The sequence below is a fragment of the Rhizobium sp. BE258 genome (genome assembly GCF_031457345.1).
Lineage (GTDB): Bacteria > Pseudomonadota > Alphaproteobacteria > Rhizobiales > Rhizobiaceae > Rhizobium.
This window is the reverse complement of the sequence record NZ_JAVDWL010000003.1, coordinates 219517-235976: the sequence shown is the minus strand read 5'-3', so window position 1 is coordinate 235976 and position 16460 is coordinate 219517. Positions and strand designations below refer to the sequence as shown.

The 16460-nt window shown below is 62.8% G+C and carries 15 protein-coding genes; 9 read left to right on the top strand and 6 right to left on the bottom strand.

Going from position 1 to position 16460, the window contains the following annotated elements:
• Positions 1 to 17: 17 nt before the first annotated feature.
• From J2X43_RS11615 to J2X43_RS11605, 3 genes are all read right to left on the bottom strand, one after another.
• Positions 18 to 446 (bottom strand): SRPBCC domain-containing protein, encoded by a 429-nt coding sequence (locus tag J2X43_RS11615; RefSeq protein WP_310294112.1) that lies wholly within the window; start codon positions 444 to 446, stop codon positions 18 to 20.
• Positions 439 to 774 (bottom strand): metalloregulator ArsR/SmtB family transcription factor, encoded by a 336-nt coding sequence (locus J2X43_RS11610; RefSeq protein ID WP_310294111.1) that lies wholly within the window; start codon positions 772 to 774, stop codon positions 439 to 441. The genes J2X43_RS11615 and J2X43_RS11610 overlap by 8 nt, the downstream gene beginning before the upstream one ends.
• A gap of 83 nt (positions 775 to 857) precedes the next feature.
• Positions 858 to 1073: a DUF1127 domain-containing protein gene (locus J2X43_RS11605; RefSeq protein ID WP_310294109.1), complete on the bottom strand. Its 216-nt coding sequence runs from the start codon at positions 1071 to 1073 to the stop codon at positions 858 to 860.
• A gap of 94 nt (positions 1074 to 1167) precedes the next feature.
• Here J2X43_RS11605 and J2X43_RS11600 point away from each other — a divergent pair, with 94 nt between their 5' ends.
• Positions 1168 to 2043, top strand: a complete 876-nt coding sequence (locus tag J2X43_RS11600; RefSeq protein WP_310294108.1) for a LysR family transcriptional regulator — start codon at positions 1168 to 1170, stop codon at positions 2041 to 2043.
• A gap of 6 nt (positions 2044 to 2049) precedes the next feature.
• Here J2X43_RS11600 and J2X43_RS11595 read toward each other — a convergent pair whose 3' ends face one another.
• Positions 2050 to 2445 carry a hypothetical protein gene (locus J2X43_RS11595; RefSeq protein ID WP_310294106.1) on the bottom strand — a complete coding sequence of 132 codons (396 nt, stop codon included), beginning with the start codon at positions 2443 to 2445 and terminating at the stop codon, positions 2050 to 2052.
• Positions 2446 to 2682: 237 nt separating this feature from the next.
• Here J2X43_RS11595 and J2X43_RS11590 point away from each other — a divergent pair, with 237 nt between their 5' ends.
• From J2X43_RS11590 to J2X43_RS11565, 6 genes are all read left to right on the top strand, one after another.
• Entirely contained in the window at positions 2683 to 3003 is a 321-nt protein-coding gene (locus J2X43_RS11590) for a hypothetical protein (protein WP_148194284.1), read from the top strand.
• A 121-nt stretch (positions 3004 to 3124) separates the two neighbouring features.
• Positions 3125 to 4546, top strand: a complete 1422-nt coding sequence (locus tag J2X43_RS11585) for an efflux transporter outer membrane subunit (protein ID WP_310294103.1) — start codon at positions 3125 to 3127, stop codon at positions 4544 to 4546.
• A gap of 535 nt (positions 4547 to 5081) precedes the next feature.
• A complete protein-coding gene (locus J2X43_RS11580; protein ID WP_112516398.1) occupies positions 5082 to 6404 on the top strand; it encodes a polysaccharide biosynthesis/export family protein in 1323 nt (440 codons plus the stop codon).
• Between the two features lie 18 nt (positions 6405 to 6422).
• Complete coding sequence (locus J2X43_RS11575) at positions 6423 to 9635, top strand: glycosyltransferase (protein WP_310294100.1); 3213 nt, start codon at positions 6423 to 6425, stop codon at positions 9633 to 9635.
• 3 nt (positions 9636 to 9638) lie between these two features.
• Positions 9639 to 10895, top strand: coding sequence for a glycosyltransferase family 4 protein (locus J2X43_RS11570; protein WP_310294098.1), 1257 nt, complete (start codon positions 9639 to 9641; stop codon positions 10893 to 10895).
• Positions 10896 to 11029: 134 nt separating this feature from the next.
• Positions 11030 to 11722: a sugar transferase gene (locus tag J2X43_RS11565; RefSeq protein WP_112516396.1), complete on the top strand. Its 693-nt coding sequence runs from the start codon at positions 11030 to 11032 to the stop codon at positions 11720 to 11722.
• On the opposite strand, the gene J2X43_RS11560 is transcribed toward J2X43_RS11565, so the two are convergent.
• Entirely contained in the window at positions 11712 to 11909 is a 198-nt protein-coding gene (locus J2X43_RS11560) for a hypothetical protein (protein WP_112390127.1), read from the bottom strand. The two genes, J2X43_RS11565 and J2X43_RS11560, sit on opposite strands and share 11 nt — an antisense overlap.
• Before the next feature lie 245 nt (positions 11910 to 12154).
• Between J2X43_RS11560 and J2X43_RS11555 the strand changes: the two genes are divergently transcribed.
• Complete coding sequence (locus J2X43_RS11555; RefSeq protein WP_310294096.1) at positions 12155 to 13615, top strand: oligosaccharide flippase family protein; 1461 nt, start codon at positions 12155 to 12157, stop codon at positions 13613 to 13615.
• 30 nt (positions 13616 to 13645) lie between these two features.
• Positions 13646 to 14467, top strand: a complete 822-nt coding sequence (locus J2X43_RS11550; RefSeq protein WP_310294094.1) for a methyltransferase, TIGR04325 family — start codon at positions 13646 to 13648, stop codon at positions 14465 to 14467.
• A 69-nt stretch (positions 14468 to 14536) separates the two neighbouring features.
• On the opposite strand, the gene J2X43_RS11545 is transcribed toward J2X43_RS11550, so the two are convergent.
• Positions 14537 to 16234 carry a GMC family oxidoreductase gene (locus tag J2X43_RS11545; protein ID WP_310294091.1) on the bottom strand — a complete coding sequence of 566 codons (1698 nt, stop codon included), beginning with the start codon at positions 16232 to 16234 and terminating at the stop codon, positions 14537 to 14539.
• Positions 16235 to 16460: the final 226 nt, after the last annotated feature.

The window sequence follows — 16460 nt, the reverse complement described above, 5'->3', positions numbered from 1 at the left end:
CGCGGCGGCCATGAACATCAGGCGATGATGCCCTGCAGGTTGTCGAGGATCGCATTCCAGCCGCCGCGATGGCCGTCGCGGGCCTCTTCGCTGCGGAATTTCACCTGCTTCAGGGTGATTTCGGTCGTGTTCGCATCGACCTCGGCGAGATCGATCGTCACGACGCTGTCGTCGAGCGAATAGGGCGACTCCCAGGTGAAGGCGAGGCGCGCGTGCGGATCGATCTCCAGATAGGTGCCGGCATGCGGGATTTCGCGCTCGGCGGTCTTCATCACGATCGAGAAGCGGCCGCCCTTCACCGGGTCGTTCGACACCTTCGATACATCGCTGCCGCCGGTCGGCGTGCGCATGAACTGCGCCAGGATTTCCGGCGAGAGCCAGGCGTTGAAGACCGTCTGGCGGGGCGCTGCGATCTTGCGGTTGATTGTTAGTTCCAGTTCACTCATGTCCGTCATCCTTTGAAACGAGAATAGCCTCCAGCGCCGAAAGGCGCAGGTCCCAGATGGACTTCAGTTGCGCGAACCAGCCCTCAGTCAGCTTTAGTGGTTCGAGCTCCGCGGCCATGAAATGCTCACGGCCGACAGTCCTGCGGGTCACAAGTCCCGCCTCCTCCAGCACCTTGATGTGCTTAGAAACGGCATTCAGGGACATGTCGAAATGAGCGGCAAGCGAAGTCACTCTCAGCGCCCCTTCCTGAACAAGAAGCGTAAGGATCTGCCGCCGCGTGGTGTCACCCGCGGCCTTCAGAATACGTGACAGAGCGTCGTCGTCCATTTATTCACCCGTATGGTTGAATATACAAAATTCGAATCGATAGTCAACCATATGGATGAATGTTTTCGCACGAGGCAAGAGCATCAGTCCCAGAACCACGACTTTCGCACCTCGGCGCGGGCGGCTTCGCGAGTCATGCCGATATCGCTGAGCTCACTAACCGAAAGCTCAAGCAGGTTTCTGCGCGTGCGGCGCTTTTCCAGCCAATGTTTCAACGCCGCTACCAGCCCGCCTGACGCCAGCCTCCATCGCCCCGCGTCTGCCCTGCGTCCGGCGCTCTCTTCAGTCTCGATCGTCATGCCAGTCTCCTGCCGTTTTGAAGGCGCGAGGATGGCCTGGCAGGAGCAGTGAAAGAAGCTTATCATTGTTATGCAATGCATAAGGATTTCTTTGATGATCAATCTCGATCAGCTGGCGGCCTTCGTCAGCGTCGCCGAACTCGGCAGCTTCACGGCGGCCGCTGACCGCGCCGGGGTCACGCAGCCGGCAGTCAGCCTGCAGATCAAGCTGCTGGAACAGCGATTGGGCGTGCGGCTGATCGAACGCGTGGGACGCCGTGCCCAGCCTTCGGCCGCCGGCGTCGAGTTCCTCGCCCATGCGCGAAAGATCATCGAGCAATGCGATACGGCGCTCGATGCCATGGCGCCCTATAAGGAAGGGGCTGCGGGCCGTGTGCGGATCGGCAGCGGCGGCACAGCCTCCATCCATCTGCTGCCTCGCGCCATCGCCGCCGCCAAGAAGCGCATGCCGGGTCTCGAGATCACCGTGAAGATCGGCAATACCGACGAGATCCTCCGCGATCTGGAATCCAACGCGCTCGACCTCGCCGTCGTCACCCTTCCCGCCGCAGCAAGGTCGCTGGAGGTCGAGATCTTCTACGAGGACGAGCTTCTGGCCGTCGCCCCGCGCGGCAGCGACATGCCGGAAGGCGGCCCCGATGCTGCTTTCCTGCAGCAGAAGGTGATGATGCTTTATGACGGCGGTAATACCCGCCAGGCGACGGACAAATGGTTTGCCGATGCAGGCATCCGTGCCCAGCCGGTCATGGAATTCGGCAGCGTCGAGGCGATCAAGGAACTGGTGGCGGCCGGTCTCGGCTGGTCGGTGCTGCCGTCGCTGGCGCTGCGCCGCGACCGCGCCGGCTATCTCGCAACGTCGCCGGTGAAACCGCGTCTGGTCCGCCAGCTCGGCATCGTCATGCGCCGCGACAAGCACCTGACCCGCGGCCTGCGCGAAATCGTCAAATGCCTGCGCGACTTCAAGGACTGATGGCGGCTATTTCTCGGCTTTGGAGAGAACGAACGGTACGACCGCCGTCAGGATGGCGGCGACCGGTGCGTTGCGCAGCATGCGGCCGAACACATAGGTTCCGCCCATCGCGCCCGCGAGCTTCAGCCACGGGTAGTCGCCGAGCTGGTCATGGGCGCTTCTGTCGGCCCATTCCAGATTGTTGCGCACTACGGCAGCACTCTGCTCCTTGATCACCGAAAGGCGCGCCCGTAGTGCTTCGAGCTCTGCCTGCAGCCGGTGGAGATCGGCCTCAAGGGCCGCATCCTCCTCCGGATTGTCCCGGACGAAATCATCGGCCATCGCCTCCGCTTCCATCTCGGCCAGATGCGCCTGAAGGTCCGCTTCGGTTGCGTCTGCTCCGGGCCGTGATCTGTCTGGCATCTGTCTCTCCTGCGTTTGCGGTCTCAACCCACTGCTGCTGAAGACGGAAACTCCCGGACAGGCGAAAAGTTTCGCGAAGATCGGGCGCTCACCGCTTTTCAGCGAAATCCGGCTGTTTTTCTACCCCGCTTGGCACCTGCGGAGGCGCGCGGCCTACATCCGGCAGTGGATTCTAATCCTAATTGGCAGGTTGATATGGGGTGATGCGGCTGACGTTATAGGCTCATGAGGTTTGTGTTGATTTATATCGTAGCGTGCGTAACGGTGAGCCTGGCAACGGGGTTCGTCATCTATCCATTTTTCGCGCCGCCGCTCGACCCGGTAACCAGACTGTCCGCAACCGGCACAGTCAACCTCGCTCCAAAGACGACAGCAAAGACATTCCGCGTCCGCCAAAGCTGCGTGGCGCCGACCGAATGCGCCGCCTATGCATCCTCCGAAAGCCTTGCCGATCTGCTGGCAGCACGCTTCCCGTCGGCCGATATGCATGCCGTTCCTCCACAGCCGCCGCTCGAGCTCGACGGCAGAACCGGGCGTCATGAGGAGAAGGCGCTGTGACGCCGCGTTCGGCTGCATCGCGCAAAATCAACCATCCATTAACCATAATTAGGCATCGTCGATATAAACACGGAGAGGGCCGTTGAAGCATCAGACGATAATCGCGCGGGTTGCAGCATGCATGCTGATGTCTTCCGCACTGGCCGGCTGCGTGAGCGGTCCGGATCATGTCCCCCCGGAGATGCCGCTTCCCGCGAAGTTCGGTGAAGGCGGGGTCAAGAGCAATGGTGATGTTGCGACCGCCCAGTGGTGGACGGCCTATCGCGACCAGCGGCTGAATTCGCTGGTGGCCCAGGGCATCGGCCAGAACCTCGACGTGCTGCAGGCGCTGGAGCGCATCAACGCTGCCGAAGCCCAGGTGACGGTCGCCGGTGCAGGCGCGCTGCCCAGCCTCGTCGTCGGTGCTTCCCATACCGTCAGCGGCCAGATGGGCAACCTTCGCACCCGCTCCGGCGCCACCAACACCACCGCCGGTGAAGCCAATGTCTCCTGGCTGCTCGATCTGTTCGGCGAATACCGCCGTTCGAAGGAAAGTGCGCTGGCATCGCTGGATTCGGCCTATGCCACCGCCGATGTCGCCAAGCTCACCTTCCTCCAGGATCTGGTCAACAGCTATATCGACGCCCGCTACTACCAGGAACGCATCGCGCTCTCCCAGGCAAACCTGAAGTCGCGCCGCGAAACCTTCGACCTCACCAAGTTCCAGCTCGAAGCCGGTGCCGCCTCGCGCCTCGACGTCGTCCAGGCCGAAGGTCTGGTGCAGTCGACCCAGGCCGAAATCCCCGGTCTCGAAACCAACTTCCGGGTTGCCGCCCATCACATCGCCACCCTGCTCGGCCTGCCCGCCTCCTCGCTGGTCAGCGATCTGCAGAAGGGCTCGCATCAGCCGGTGTTCCGTGGTGGCCTGCAGGCCGGCATGCCGGCTGACCTGATCCGCAACCGTCCCGATATCCGCAAGGCCGAACGGGATCTGGCCGCCGCCACCGCCAATATCGGCGTGGCCGAGGCACAGCTCTATCCGTCGATCTCGCTGTCCGGCTCGATCTCGCCCTCCTATGTCCGCCCGGTCGGCGGCAATGGCGGCCTGACCACCTGGTCCTTCGGCCCGACGCTGAACCTGCCGATCTTCGACGGCGGCCGCCTGCGCGCCAATGTCGACATCACCAAGTCGGATGCCAAGGCTGCCTATCTCGCCTGGAAGTCTGCGGTGCTGAGCGCCGTCGAGCAGGTCGAGAACGCACTCTCGGCGGTCCGCCGCGATGCGCAGACGGTTCAGGCTCTGCGTGCCCAGGTGAAGACCACCCAGGAATCGCTTGAGCTCTCGACCGCCAGCTACAAGGACGGCGCGTCCTCGCTGCTCGACGTTCTCGATGCCCAGCGCAACGTCTCGACGGCCCAGGCAAGCCTGGCCGCTGCCGTCCAGCAGATGGCCAAGGACTACGTCTCGCTCAACGTCGCCGTCGGCGGCGGCTATGCGCCCGATGGCGCAAAGCCGAGTGCTGTCGCGAAGGTGGAAACAATCGCCCCGCCAAAGGGAAGCTGAACCGCGGCAAGCGTGCAACAGAAGGCGCTAAAAAGCGCCTTATCTGCCCGAAAACCGGCTATTTCGCCCCAGTTTAAGCCCTTAACCCAAAGGGATTAGTTGATTTCGACCATCGATATGGCATCCTGACCTCGGGATTGGGGAAAGTAGCGAGTAGAACCTATTCCAAATGCGGCAGCTAATACTCGCGGACTATAGAGCCGCGACCTGGCTCCTTGCGGAAGGGCTCGCTTCGGAACACGGAGCGAGCCCGGTTTCGTTGATATCCAGGAATCTTGCGCGGCGGGTGCGGTTTGGGCCCGCTTCGTGATGCTGTCCGCCTCTCCTTTTTCACGCTAATCCGAATGAAGCATTCCGGGGCCCGCCGCGCGGACGCTTCAGTGCGTCCCATGCGCGCGAGCTACCCCAGCGGCCAAAAGAACTAGCTGCGCCTACCGCCTCCAGGGGATTTCGCTCGCGGGCGTTTCGCCTGATCATCCGTGCCAGTATGCCCGGCGGCCCTCCGCCAGGACGATGCGAACCATGAGGCTGTCAGATGACCATTGGCGCAAAAGGACGCGGACGTTTCTCCGCGAAGGTTGCGGGCGCCGCCCTACTCTTGCTTGCAGCCGCCCCGTCAGGCGTTCTGGCTGATGAAAGTGGCTACCAGGTCCGTCCCGAAACCAAGCTGAAGGTCACCGTGGTCGAATGGGTGGCCTCGACCGGCGACTACAAGGAATGGACCGCGCTCAACGGCGAATTCACCGTCACGCCGGCCGGCAACATCTTCATCCCGATGATCGGCCAGATGAATGTCGAGGACAAGACGGTCGACGAGATCTCGCAGCTGATCGGCGCCAACCTGAAGCGCATCACCGGACTGGCGACCGCGCCGACCGCCTCTGTCGAGGTGGTCAAATACCCCATGGTGTATGTCAGCGGTGCCGTCGAACGCTCCGGCGAGTTCGAATTCCGCCCCGGACTGACCGTCAAGCAGGCAATGGCCATGGCCGGCGGCAAGGAACGCCGCAGCAGCCCGCAGGGCGAATATTCCGACGCCGAACAGATCCGCTATGCTGGCGATCTCGGCCGCCTCGAACTGCAGCTCAAGCAATATATGGCAAAGCGCGCCCGGCTGATGGCCGAGTTTTCCGGCAAGGATTCAATCGAATTTCCGCCCGAGATCGCTGCGGCCAGCCAGGATCCGATCATCGGCCAGATCATCCAGAGCGAGACCGCCCTATTCAAGGCCCGTGCCGATGCGCTGAGCCGCGCGCTGCAATCAGCAACCGAGCTCGAAACCCTGCTGACCAGCGAAATCAGCGTCCTCGACGAGAAGATGTCGACGCAGGACCGGCAGGTCACCATCGCCCAGGACGAGTTGAGCGACATCTCCAAGCTCGTCGATACCAAGATCCTGACCACCTCGCGCAAGACAGCCCTCGAGCGCACGGTCGCCGAAATGCAGGGCAGCAAGCTCGACCTCGTCGTCGCCTCGATGCAGGCCAAGCAGAAGCTCAGCGAAACCAAGCGAGACGCCGAAACCCTGAAGAGCCAGCGCACCACCGAAGCCGGCCAGGAGCTGCAGACCACCGAGTCCGACATCGAGGATACCAAGCTGAAGCGGGCAACCACGCTCCAGCTCCTGCAGATCGCCGGTGCAACGGTGTCCCGCTACCAGAGCCTCAAGGCCGTCGATCTCCAACCGCTGGAATTCTGGGTGACGCGCACCGCAAGCGACATTCCGACGACGAGCGAAGTTCAGGACACCGAGGAACTGCAGCCCGGTGACGTTCTCGATGTTCGCTACAACGTATCCACCAGCTTCCAGGGAACGGTCATTTCCGCCCTGGAACCTGAACAAAAACAAACGCCCTAGGGAGCTGCGAGGATAGACATGGTCATTCAGGAGATCGGCAAAATCGTTCCCGGCAATCATCACGCTTTCGATGAGACGCAGCGCGAATACATATCCTTCCGTGACATCTGGGCATTCCTGAAGCGCCACGCCGCGCATCTGGCGATCTGCACGGCACTCGGCGTGTCGGTCGGCGGGCTCTATATCTTCAGCACCGAGCCGATCTTCTCGGCAACGACCCGCCTGGTCATGGACCCCGAACAGGGCCGCATCGCCTCGCAGGACGCCTTCACCGGCACCATCATCATCGAAGCCGCCGAAATCGCCAGCCAGGTGGAAATCGTCAAGTCGGAATCGATCGCCCGCGACGTCATCGCCAAGCTGAAGCTCGATCATGACCCTGAGATCATCGGCGGCGAATCCTGGCGCGGCATGATAACGGGCGCCATCAAGAGCATCATCCCGGGCATGCACAAGCCGGAGACTGCGCCGCAATCCCCAACCGAGACGGCTGAAGAAGCCCTGATGCGCCGCACGATGGCGTCTTTCCTCTCCCGCGTCACGGTGACCCGCGTCGGCCAGTCCTATATTCTCGAAATCGGCTACAGCTCCACCGATCCGGAAAAGGCGGCCCGCGTCGCCAATGCCATTGCCGACGCCTATATCCGCTCAGGCCTTGCCGAGCGCGCCGCCGCCGCGCAGAGCGGCGCCAAGTGGCTCGAAAGCCGGTTGATCGAAGTTGGCCGGAAAGCCCGCGAGACGGCGATGCAGGCGGAAGAATTCCGCGCCAAGAACGGCATCATGGAGATCAATGCCACCTCCTCGCTCGACCAGCAGCAGCTTTCCGAAATCAGCACCCAGGAACTCAGCGCCCGTACCCAGACGGCGGCTGAAGCCGCAAAATACGACGCACTCGCCCGCCTGAAGAACGGCGGGGAGCCCGATGCGACGGTGCAGGAAGCCGTCAACAATCCGCGTATCCAGAAGCTTCAGGAGGACCTGAGCATCGCCGTGTCGAAGCTCAACAATCTGACCGGCCGTTACGACGCCGGCAATCCAGCCGTCGTTGCGGCACAGGACGAGGTCGCCGGGCTGAAGAAGGCGATCGACGACGAATATACCCGCATCCAGTCACTCTACGCCACCAATCTGGAAGTCGCCAAGAACCGCGAGCAGCTGCTGAAGAACCAGCTGGAAACGCTGACCGCCGCCGGGACCGACAAGAACCTTGCGCGTGTCGAACTGACCGAGATGGAAAGCCAGGCCACCACCTACCGCCGGATTTACGAAACCATCCTGCAGCAGGTGACCGGCGCCATCCAGCGCCAGTCCTTCCCGATCGGCAACGCCCGTATCGTCACGGCGGCCACCGCTCCGCTTTCCAAGAACTGGCCGAAACCCAGCCTCATCATTCCGCTGACCGCCATGCTCGGCCTTGCCGGTGGCCTCGGCATGGCGCTGTTCAACGACGGTTACCGCCGCCGCCTCAATGTCCTCGGGCGGCTGCGCAGCGAGCTCGGCATCAATTCGCTCGGGACCATCCCGTTGATCGGCCGCGATGGCAATCTCGCCGCCAGCGTCTCGCCTGTCAGCATCGACGTCGCCTACCGGCGGGTTCTCGATGCACCCTATTCACGCTTCACGGAATCCTTGCGCAGCATACGCGGCGCCATCGACGCTGCATTCCGCTCCAACAATTCGACCGTCATCGGCATCACCTCGATCACGCCTGGCGCCGGAAAGACGACGCTCAGCGTCAATCTGGCTCAGGTCTACCAGCATGAAGGCAGCAATGTCGTTCTCGTCGATGCCGACTTCATCAACGCACGCCTGAGCGCAGTCGCAGCCGACTCCGGCCCGGCCTTCGGCCTGAAGCTGCTCGGCTCCGATCACGCCGCCCGCAAGAACAACCAGCGTCCGAACGATCTCGAGCCGGTGGTGGATAACGAGGGCGCGCTCGCGACCGTTACCGTACCCGACATCATGCGCTCGGCAGGCGCGCATCAGCGCTTCGGCCACCTGATGGCCTTGCGCCAGGAAATCGAGGCGTTGCGCCGCAAGTTCAAGATCGTCATCGTCGATATGTCGCCCTTCGAGGGGTCGGCTGATACGCGCCAGATCTGCAGCTTCATGGACGGCGTGCTGCTGGTCCTCGACAATGGCAGCGACGTGACCAACGACCGTATCCAGAACGCCCTCAGCGAATTCAGCAGCGGCCGCATCAATCTTCTCGGCGTCGTCACGACACAGATCAGCGCCGCAAAGCCGAAAGTATCGGGCGGCCGCCACAAGCTCCTGAAACCAACCGGGGCCGCCCGGACCGCCTCGGTACCGGCAATCATCAACCGCACCACGGCATCACCGCTGAACATGGTGGTTGGGATCGCCAGCTCGGGGCGCCGCGACATCCTCTCGGCCATTCTGCCGCAGATCTCGAAGCAGACGCGCCAACCCGACGAGGTCATCGTCTGCGTCACCTCGACCACCGATATCGACCAGGTGTCGCTCTCCTCGCTTGCCTGCCCCGTCCGCATCATCATTTCCGAGCGCGGCCTCTGCAGACAGCGAAACGAGATCGTCGCCAATGCCGGAAACGCCGGTGTGGTGCTCTTCCTCGACGACGACTTCATCATGGTGCCGAACTATATCGAGCGGCTGGAAACCATCTTCCAGACCCATCCGGATGTCGCCATGTGCACCGGCCGGGTATTGGCCGATGGCATCATCGGCCCCGGCATCTCCGTCCACGACGGGTTGAAGCTGGTCAGCGACCGCGCCCGGCAATCGTCGAACCTGCCGATGACCATCAGCCCGATCTACAACGCATACGGCTGCAACATGGCAATTCGCATGTCGGCGGTGAAGGCAGGCGATATCCGCTTTGACGAAAACCTGCCGGCTTACGGCTGGCTCGAGGACGTCGATTTCAGCCGCCGCATCGCCGAATATGGCAGCGTCGTTTCCGCCGATAGCCTCGAAGGCGTCCATCTCGGCGTCAAGGTCGCCCGCACAGCGGGTCTGAAGCTCGGCTACTCGCAGATCGCCAACCCGATCTATCTGATGCGAAAGCAGACGATGGGTACGCGTTACGGCACAGTCCAGATCGGCCGCAACGTCGCGGCGAACTTCGCCAAATGCCTGCGGCCGGAACCCTGGGTCGATCGCCGCGGCCGGCTGAAGGGCAACATGCTTGCGATGCTCGACCTTTTCCGCGGCCGGTTGACCCCGCGCCGGATCGAAAGTCTGGAATAGCGGATGCGGCACCGTCGGCCCGATCGCGTCGTGATCATCAATGACCGTTCCGAACGGGTCGGCGGCGCTTCCAATCTCGCGGTCCTCTCCGCCGAACTGATCCGCGACCGGGGTATCCCGGTCACCTACTTCGCCGGAGACGGCGTCGAGCACGGTATCGCTTCGGCCGAGATGGTCGGCGTCGGCGGCATGCCGCTCGTCAACCAGCACAAGCTGGCGGCAACGATCGGCGGTCTCTACAATCAGGCCGCCTACGACAGCCTGCGCGGCGTCATCGCCCGCACCGATTCACCCGGCACGATCTATCACGTTCATGGCTGGTCGAAGATCCTCTCGCCGTCGATCTTCCGGGCGCTCTGGCGCGTCCGCTCGCGGGTGGTACTGCACGCCCACGACTATTTCCTCTCCTGCCCGAACGGCGGCTATGCCAACTATCAGAGCCACCGTGTCTGCAACCTGACGCCGATGTCGGCGCGGTGCCTGACGACACAATGCGACAAACGCGGCTATCACGAGAAAGTCTGGCGCTCGACCCGCCATCTGATCCGCCAGCACTTCTTCCCGACGCGCTACGTTCCGGCCAATATCGTCATCGTGCACCAGCACATGCATGAATATTTCACTCGCGCCGGCATCAATGCCGAATTCATCCGCACCATCCGCAACCCGGTGGAGCCCTTCCTGCACCTGCCGCCCAGTCCGGCGGAGACGAAGAAATTCTTCTTCATCGGCAGGCTGGAGCCGGAAAAGGGCTTCGAGGATGCGGCGCGCGCAGCGCGTCTCGCCAATGTCCCGCTGCATGTCATCGGCGATGGCGCCGGCCGCGCGATGCTGGAACGCGATTACCCCGAAGCCGTCCTGCACGGCTGGAAGAGCAAGGAAGAGATCGCGGGCCTCGTCACCGACGCACGCTGCATCGTCATCTCCTCGCGCGTGCCGGAACCCTTCGGTCTTGCCGCGGTCGAGGCGGTCGCCAGCGGCATTCCCGTGATCATTCCACAAGCCGCACTGCTCGCCCGCGAGATCGCCGATCTCGGCTGCGGATTGACCTTCGAGAACGGCAATATCGAAACCTTGGCAGCCGCCATGCGGCGGCTTGCCGATGATGACGCCCTCATTCGCACCATGAGTGCAAACTGCCTGCGCCAGCGCTCCGGCATGGCACATACCTCCCTCTCCTGGGCTGAGGCCCTGTTCGAACTCTACGATGAGATCCTCGAACGGGCACATGCTGGCCAAGAAGCTGCACTTGCTGGGTAATCCCGCATCGCAAGGCAACGATTGGACGCGCCCGATTACCTCTATGTGACTAGCCGACTACCCTCAGGATGAATTGTAAATGGCCAGAGGCGCTGGCAACCTGATCATGGGTTCAAGGGTAAATGGGGTTTGATATGTTATCTGCTTTCGACGGCTTTGCCCGCGGTGACCAGGTCACGCCGGAGATCCGTGTCGTTGCAGCCGGCTACCGGCTCAAGCGTACCCTCGACATCGTTTTCGCTAGCCTCGGCCTGCTGTTTCTGGCCCCCGCCCTGATCCTGATCGTCATCGCCCTTTTGATCGTCGATGGCCGTCCCATCTCCTTCAGCCATACCCGTGTCGGCAAATACGGCCGCCCGTTTCGCTGCCTGAAATTCCGCTCGATGCGCACCGATTCCGCCGAGCGCCTGGCCGAAATCCTGGCGACCGATCCGGTGCGCCGGGCCGAATGGCAGGAAACCCAGAAGCTGATGAATGACCCGCGCGTCCACTGGCTCGGCAAGCTCTTGAGAATGACCAGCGCCGACGAATTGCCGCAGCTGATCAACGTGCTGCGCGGCGAGATGAGCCTTGTCGGCCCGCGCCCCATCATTGCCGAGGAAATCGAGCGCTACGGCGCCAACGCCCATGTCTATCTGGCGATGACCCCTGGCCTGACCGGCATGTGGCAGGTCAGCCGCCGCCAGGACACCTCCTACGAGGAACGCGTCCAGTATGACGTGGATTACTACCGCTCGTGTTCATTCACAACGGATATCAGCATTCTCTGGAAAACGGTCGGGGTGGTTTTTCTCGCTCACAACGAGAAAGAGCGGCTCACCAAATGAAAATGGCGGCGAGAATGACCCAGCAGGCGAGGCAGAACAGCGCCAAGCCCCAGCGGAGCTTGTATTTCAGGAAAGACGGGCGGCCATCCGGCGCCTGGCCGGGACCGGCATCCTTGGAAAGATCACTGAAGCTGGCCGCGCTCTGCGCATATGCAGATTTACGTGCCGCCTTTGACTCTGTGATCATGACATTGTCTCCCTACCTATTCGGCAGCCGACTCAGTACAAGCTCTCCGTCCTGCCGGAAATCGCATACCGCGCAAACCTTGTCCAACGATTGTTTCTTTGCTTGGCAAAGCAGCGCCGCATCTTTCCGGGCTGCAGTAATAACACCGCAGCCGCCTTGTTGTTCAATCCGCCGCGAGGTTCGGTGAGATGAAGGAGCGGGAGGAAAGACCGGACAGCCAGAATCCGCAGCAGAAAGCCAGGCGCATGAAGATGCCCGCCTTCGTCGGTGCGGGGCTCTGGACGCTCTCTGCCAAGATCGTCTCGCAGCTCGCCCAGCTGCTGGCATTCCTGCTCGCCGCCCGCATCCTCGAATCGGCGCAATTCGGCTTTTACGCCTACAGTTCGGCGATCGCCATCCTGCTGGTGCTTTGTGCCGAGGGCGGCTGGGGCGAGTATGTGATGAAGTCCCACAGCACCGGCCGCGAGCTCGACCAGATCGGTACGATTGCGGTGATGTCTGGCGTTCTCTGCACCGGGGTCGGCTTCCTGATTTCCGGCGCCCTGCATGTCTGGAACGAACAATGGCTCGGCATTCTGATCGCACTCTACAGCTGCTGGTTCCTGCCCTCCTCGCTGTCGGTCGTCTATGACGGCCTCCTCGTCAATCGCGGGCAGTTGAAGCAGCAATCGATCATCCGCATCGTCGCCGAGGGCTTCGGGCTCGCCGTCACCATCGCCGGTCTGCATGCCGGCTTCCACGTCGCCTCGCTGATCATCGGCCGGCTGGTGATGCAGACCACCTGCCTGGTCGGCTCCTTCATCGTCGTGCGCTGGTATCCGCGCTTCCATCTCACCCGCGCTTTCCTCTTCGATATCCTCGAATTCTCGCGGCACATCCTCTCCAACCGGATCATCTTCTACCTGCGCTCCTATTCCGGCACGCTGGCGCTCGGCAGCTTCCTGGGCCTAGCCGAAGCCGGTTACTACCGCGCTGCCGAACGGATCGTCGGCGCCATTTCCGAGCTGCTCGGCGAACCGGCCCGCATGCTGGCCTGGACGGCCTTCCGCAAGATCAAGGGGCAGCCGGCAGACCCGCAGAAATTCGAGGAGCTTGGCCGCACCGCAACGCATTTCATGACGGCGCTGATGATCGTCTCGGCCCCCGTCTATATCGGCCTGGCGCTAGTCTCTCCCGCTCTCGTCGATATCGCGCTCGGCGACAGCTGGGCGCCGACCGCGGCACTCGTCTCCATCCTCGCCATCAAGCAGGTTCTGCTGATCCCGGGTTATGTCACCGAGCCGCTGCTGTCGATCACCGGCAATATTGCCCGGATGCCGCGCCTGATGCTGCTGAACGGCGTCGTGGCGATCGCCCTGATAGTCGCCGCAGCACCCTTCGGGGTCGAGGCCGCCGCCTTCGGCCAGTGCATCGCCGCGCTGATCAGCCTGAAAATCTCCGCCCATCTGCAAGGCCGCTACGGCGGCCTCGACTGGAAGCGGGTGTTCCGCGATTGCGGCTATGTCTTCATCGCGATCCTCGCGATGTCGGCCATCGTCTATGCCTTCGGCTATATCGGCGAAGCGACGGCGATGACCCGCATCGAGATGATTGCCTTTCAGGTGCTGTCAGGCGCCGTGACCTATTTTGCAGCACTGGGGGTGATGCATCGGTTCCACGGCGGCGTCGTTCCGATCTGGGAGGTGAAAGATCAACACAAGACTTAGTGACCATCCATCAAGGCCGGGGAAAAGCCGATGACGACGACTGTGACGCTGAAAGGCCGCACATCGACTTTGCGCGAAGCAAGGCGGCGTGCTGAAAAGCTTATTGTGCCATTGCAAGCCCTCAGCGGGCGCCTGCGATATTTCCTTCCGATCCCGCGCCGCTTCACCGGCGCCTATTCCAGCTATGCCGAAGCGCTGGCCGCAGCCAGCACCGGCCCGCTTGCCGGCTACGATCACGACGAGATCGCCCCTGTTGCCTTCGAGCAGATGTGCAAGATCGCCGCCTGGGATTATCCGGTCCTCTTCTGGATGCGTGATCTGGTCCGCGAGACCGGCAGCCTGGTCGATGCAGGCGGCCATATGGGCACCAAATACCGGGCCTTCCGCTCGCACCTGCCGCTCGGCCCCGATTTCCGCTGGGTGGTCTACGACCTGCCGTCGATCATCCGTGCCGGGCAGCGTCTCGCCGAGAAGGACAAACTGACGCGGCTTTCCTTCGTCGACCGCATGGCCGACGCCGGTCCCGCGCCGCTGTTTCTCGGTTCCGGGCTGATGCAATATCTCGACATCCCGCTCGGCAAGCTGATCGGCGACATGCCGCAAGCCCCGAAACATCTGCTGCTCAACAAGGTCGCCCTGCGCAAGGGGCCGACCGTCGTGACGCTGGAGCAGATCGGGCCTGCCAAGGTGCCCTACCAGATCCGCAACGAAGCCGAGTTCATGCATCATGTCACGGGCCTCGGATACGAGCTGGTGGACCGCTGGGCGATCCCCTCGCTCTCGTCCCGGATCGACACCCATCCGGAACTCGGCGCCAGCGAAAGTGCCGGCTTCTACTTCCGCAAGATGTGAACGGGATCGCCACGAATCCAAGACGCCGCGCATTGCGCGGCGTCTTCATTTCCAGATCGAAATGGAACCTCAGACCACCTGGCGCGATTGTTCCGCGCCTGAGGCCGGCCGCCGCTCGCCGGCAAGGCGTTCGCTCAGATGATCGGCAAGCCGCATCGATAGTGCCACCAGCATCAGCGTCGGGTTCGCGTGCCCTGCTGTCGGAAACACCGAGCTGCCCGCGACATAGAGACCATCGACGCCATGCACCATCGCGTTGCGATCGACGACGCTTGTCGCCGGATCGCTGCCCATGCGCGTCGTGCAGGATGGATGGGCCATGTCCATGAAGGCCGCGGCCGACCGGTCACCGGAGGCGATCCATTCGGCAAGCTCCGGCTCCGGCAATCCGAGCCGCTGGAACTCGCCGGCAATGGTCTGCGCCAGCCGCGCGATGCTCTCGACTTCCGTCTCGCCGATCTTCCAGTTAACCCGGGCAATCGGCTTGCCGAAGCGGTCGAGCTTCTCGGACAGCGTCACGCGGCTTTCCGGATCCAGCTGCTGCTCGGCCATCACGTCGAAGCGCAACTCGGCGGAGCGATGCGGCAGTCCGCGCATCTTGACGAGTCGCTGATAGGTGCCCGATGCGACCATGCCGGCAGAACCGGCGACCGTCAGCAGATCGCCGAGCGCGCGCTTGCCGCCGCCCTTTGCCAGCCGCTTGAGCGCCGCCCAGGGATCGTCGGCAGCGTGGATCTGCACCGGATAGGCGGCACAGTTCGTCAACCCTTCCCGCGCCTGGATCGCCGGGCTCAGAGACAGGCCGCGAAGATAAAAATGCGGCGCGCCGCCATGCTTCAGGCCGTAGAAGTTGAAGTGACGCGTCACCGCGTCGATATCCCGGCTCTTGCGGAAGCGCATCAGCGTCGTGCGCGGATGATCGGCGAGATAGCGGCCGACCGTGCCGCGGCTGTTGCCGAGACCCGCGGGCGACAGCGAATTCGACGCCAGAAGCAGCCGCGCATTCTCGACGCCGCCGCAGCAGAGCACCACCATCTTCGCCCGCACCGTCGCCGTGTTGCCCTCGGCGCTGGCGACGCTCAGCGAATGATAACCGCGCTGTTCGGCACGGATTTCGGTGACATTGGCATTGGTCAGGAACTTCGTGCCCGATTGCGCCAGCCCGCGGGCCACATTGGCAAAGCGCATCGGCTCGCCGCGCTTCTTCCGCTCATGGCTGAACTGCCAGAAGAAATAGCGCAGGCTCTTGGCGTCGAGCCTCAGCTCTTCCGGCGCCGTGCGCAGCAGATCGTGCAGCTTCTCGTCATAGACGTTGGGCCCGAGATTGAGCAGTTCAGCGGCACGGCCGAGATGCGGCATCAATTCATTGCGCTCGAAAGGCCAGCCGGACAGCCGGAGCCACGGCCGCAATGCGAAATCCATATCGTCGAAGGCAGCGCATTTGCCGATCCAGGTATGGGTGCTGCCGCCGAGCATGCGGTTGCGAAGTTCGAAAGCCGGAATGGCGTTCAGCCAGGAAAGAGAGCCGTTATAGCCCCGTCCTTCGGGCGCCTGACGGCCGCCGGATGGTTCACCGGTATTCTCGACCGCATTCAGCGCCTGCGGGCCCGGTTCGTAGGACGGGCCGCCACTGTCGAGCACCAGCACATCCGCCTTCCCGGTCAGCTCGCGCGCGATCGTAAGCCCGGCAGGCCCGCCGCCGACGACGGCGACATCGACCTGCAGCAAGGTGTGCACGGGCATGGATCTGAGATCGAGAATGCTCAAGGCCTTTTCCCCTTCGATAGCGTCCCCTTTGATAGCAAGACCGCGCCCGCGACATAAATCGTCCAATGAGGTCCCGCGGATTAGATCGCCTACCGACTTCGGCTAGGCTCCCACCCCCGGCCACCCTCTCCTAAGCCGGAAGGATATGCTGAACGGCCCGGCGCTCCGTTTTAAGGTTCGGTGTCGCGTGGCTATAAGCGCCGCGAATTGGGAGCGCAGGAGATTT

Coding starts and splice junctions, on each gene's coding strand:
- J2X43_RS11615 (WP_310294112.1), bottom strand. CDS start 446: ATGAGTGAACTGGAACTAACAATCAACCGCAAGATCGCAGCGCCCCGC.
- J2X43_RS11610 (WP_310294111.1), bottom strand. CDS start 774: ATGGACGACGACGCTCTGTCACGTATTCTGAAGGCCGCGGGTGACACC.
- J2X43_RS11605 (WP_310294109.1), bottom strand. CDS start 1,073: ATGACGATCGAGACTGAAGAGAGCGCCGGACGCAGGGCAGACGCGGGG.
- J2X43_RS11600 (WP_310294108.1), top strand. CDS start 1,168: ATGATCAATCTCGATCAGCTGGCGGCCTTCGTCAGCGTCGCCGAACTC.
- J2X43_RS11595 (WP_310294106.1), bottom strand. CDS start 2,445: ATGCCAGACAGATCACGGCCCGGAGCAGACGCAACCGAAGCGGACCTT.
- J2X43_RS11585 (WP_310294103.1), top strand. CDS start 3,125: ATGCTGATGTCTTCCGCACTGGCCGGCTGCGTGAGCGGTCCGGATCAT.
- J2X43_RS11580 (WP_112516398.1), top strand. CDS start 5,082: ATGACCATTGGCGCAAAAGGACGCGGACGTTTCTCCGCGAAGGTTGCG.
- J2X43_RS11575 (WP_310294100.1), top strand. CDS start 6,423: ATGGTCATTCAGGAGATCGGCAAAATCGTTCCCGGCAATCATCACGCT.
- J2X43_RS11570 (WP_310294098.1), top strand. CDS start 9,639: ATGCGGCACCGTCGGCCCGATCGCGTCGTGATCATCAATGACCGTTCC.
- J2X43_RS11565 (WP_112516396.1), top strand. CDS start 11,030: ATGTTATCTGCTTTCGACGGCTTTGCCCGCGGTGACCAGGTCACGCCG.
- J2X43_RS11560 (WP_112390127.1), bottom strand. CDS start 11,909: ATGATCACAGAGTCAAAGGCGGCACGTAAATCTGCATATGCGCAGAGC.
- J2X43_RS11555 (WP_310294096.1), top strand. CDS start 12,155: ATGAAGATGCCCGCCTTCGTCGGTGCGGGGCTCTGGACGCTCTCTGCC.
- J2X43_RS11550 (WP_310294094.1), top strand. CDS start 13,646: ATGACGACGACTGTGACGCTGAAAGGCCGCACATCGACTTTGCGCGAA.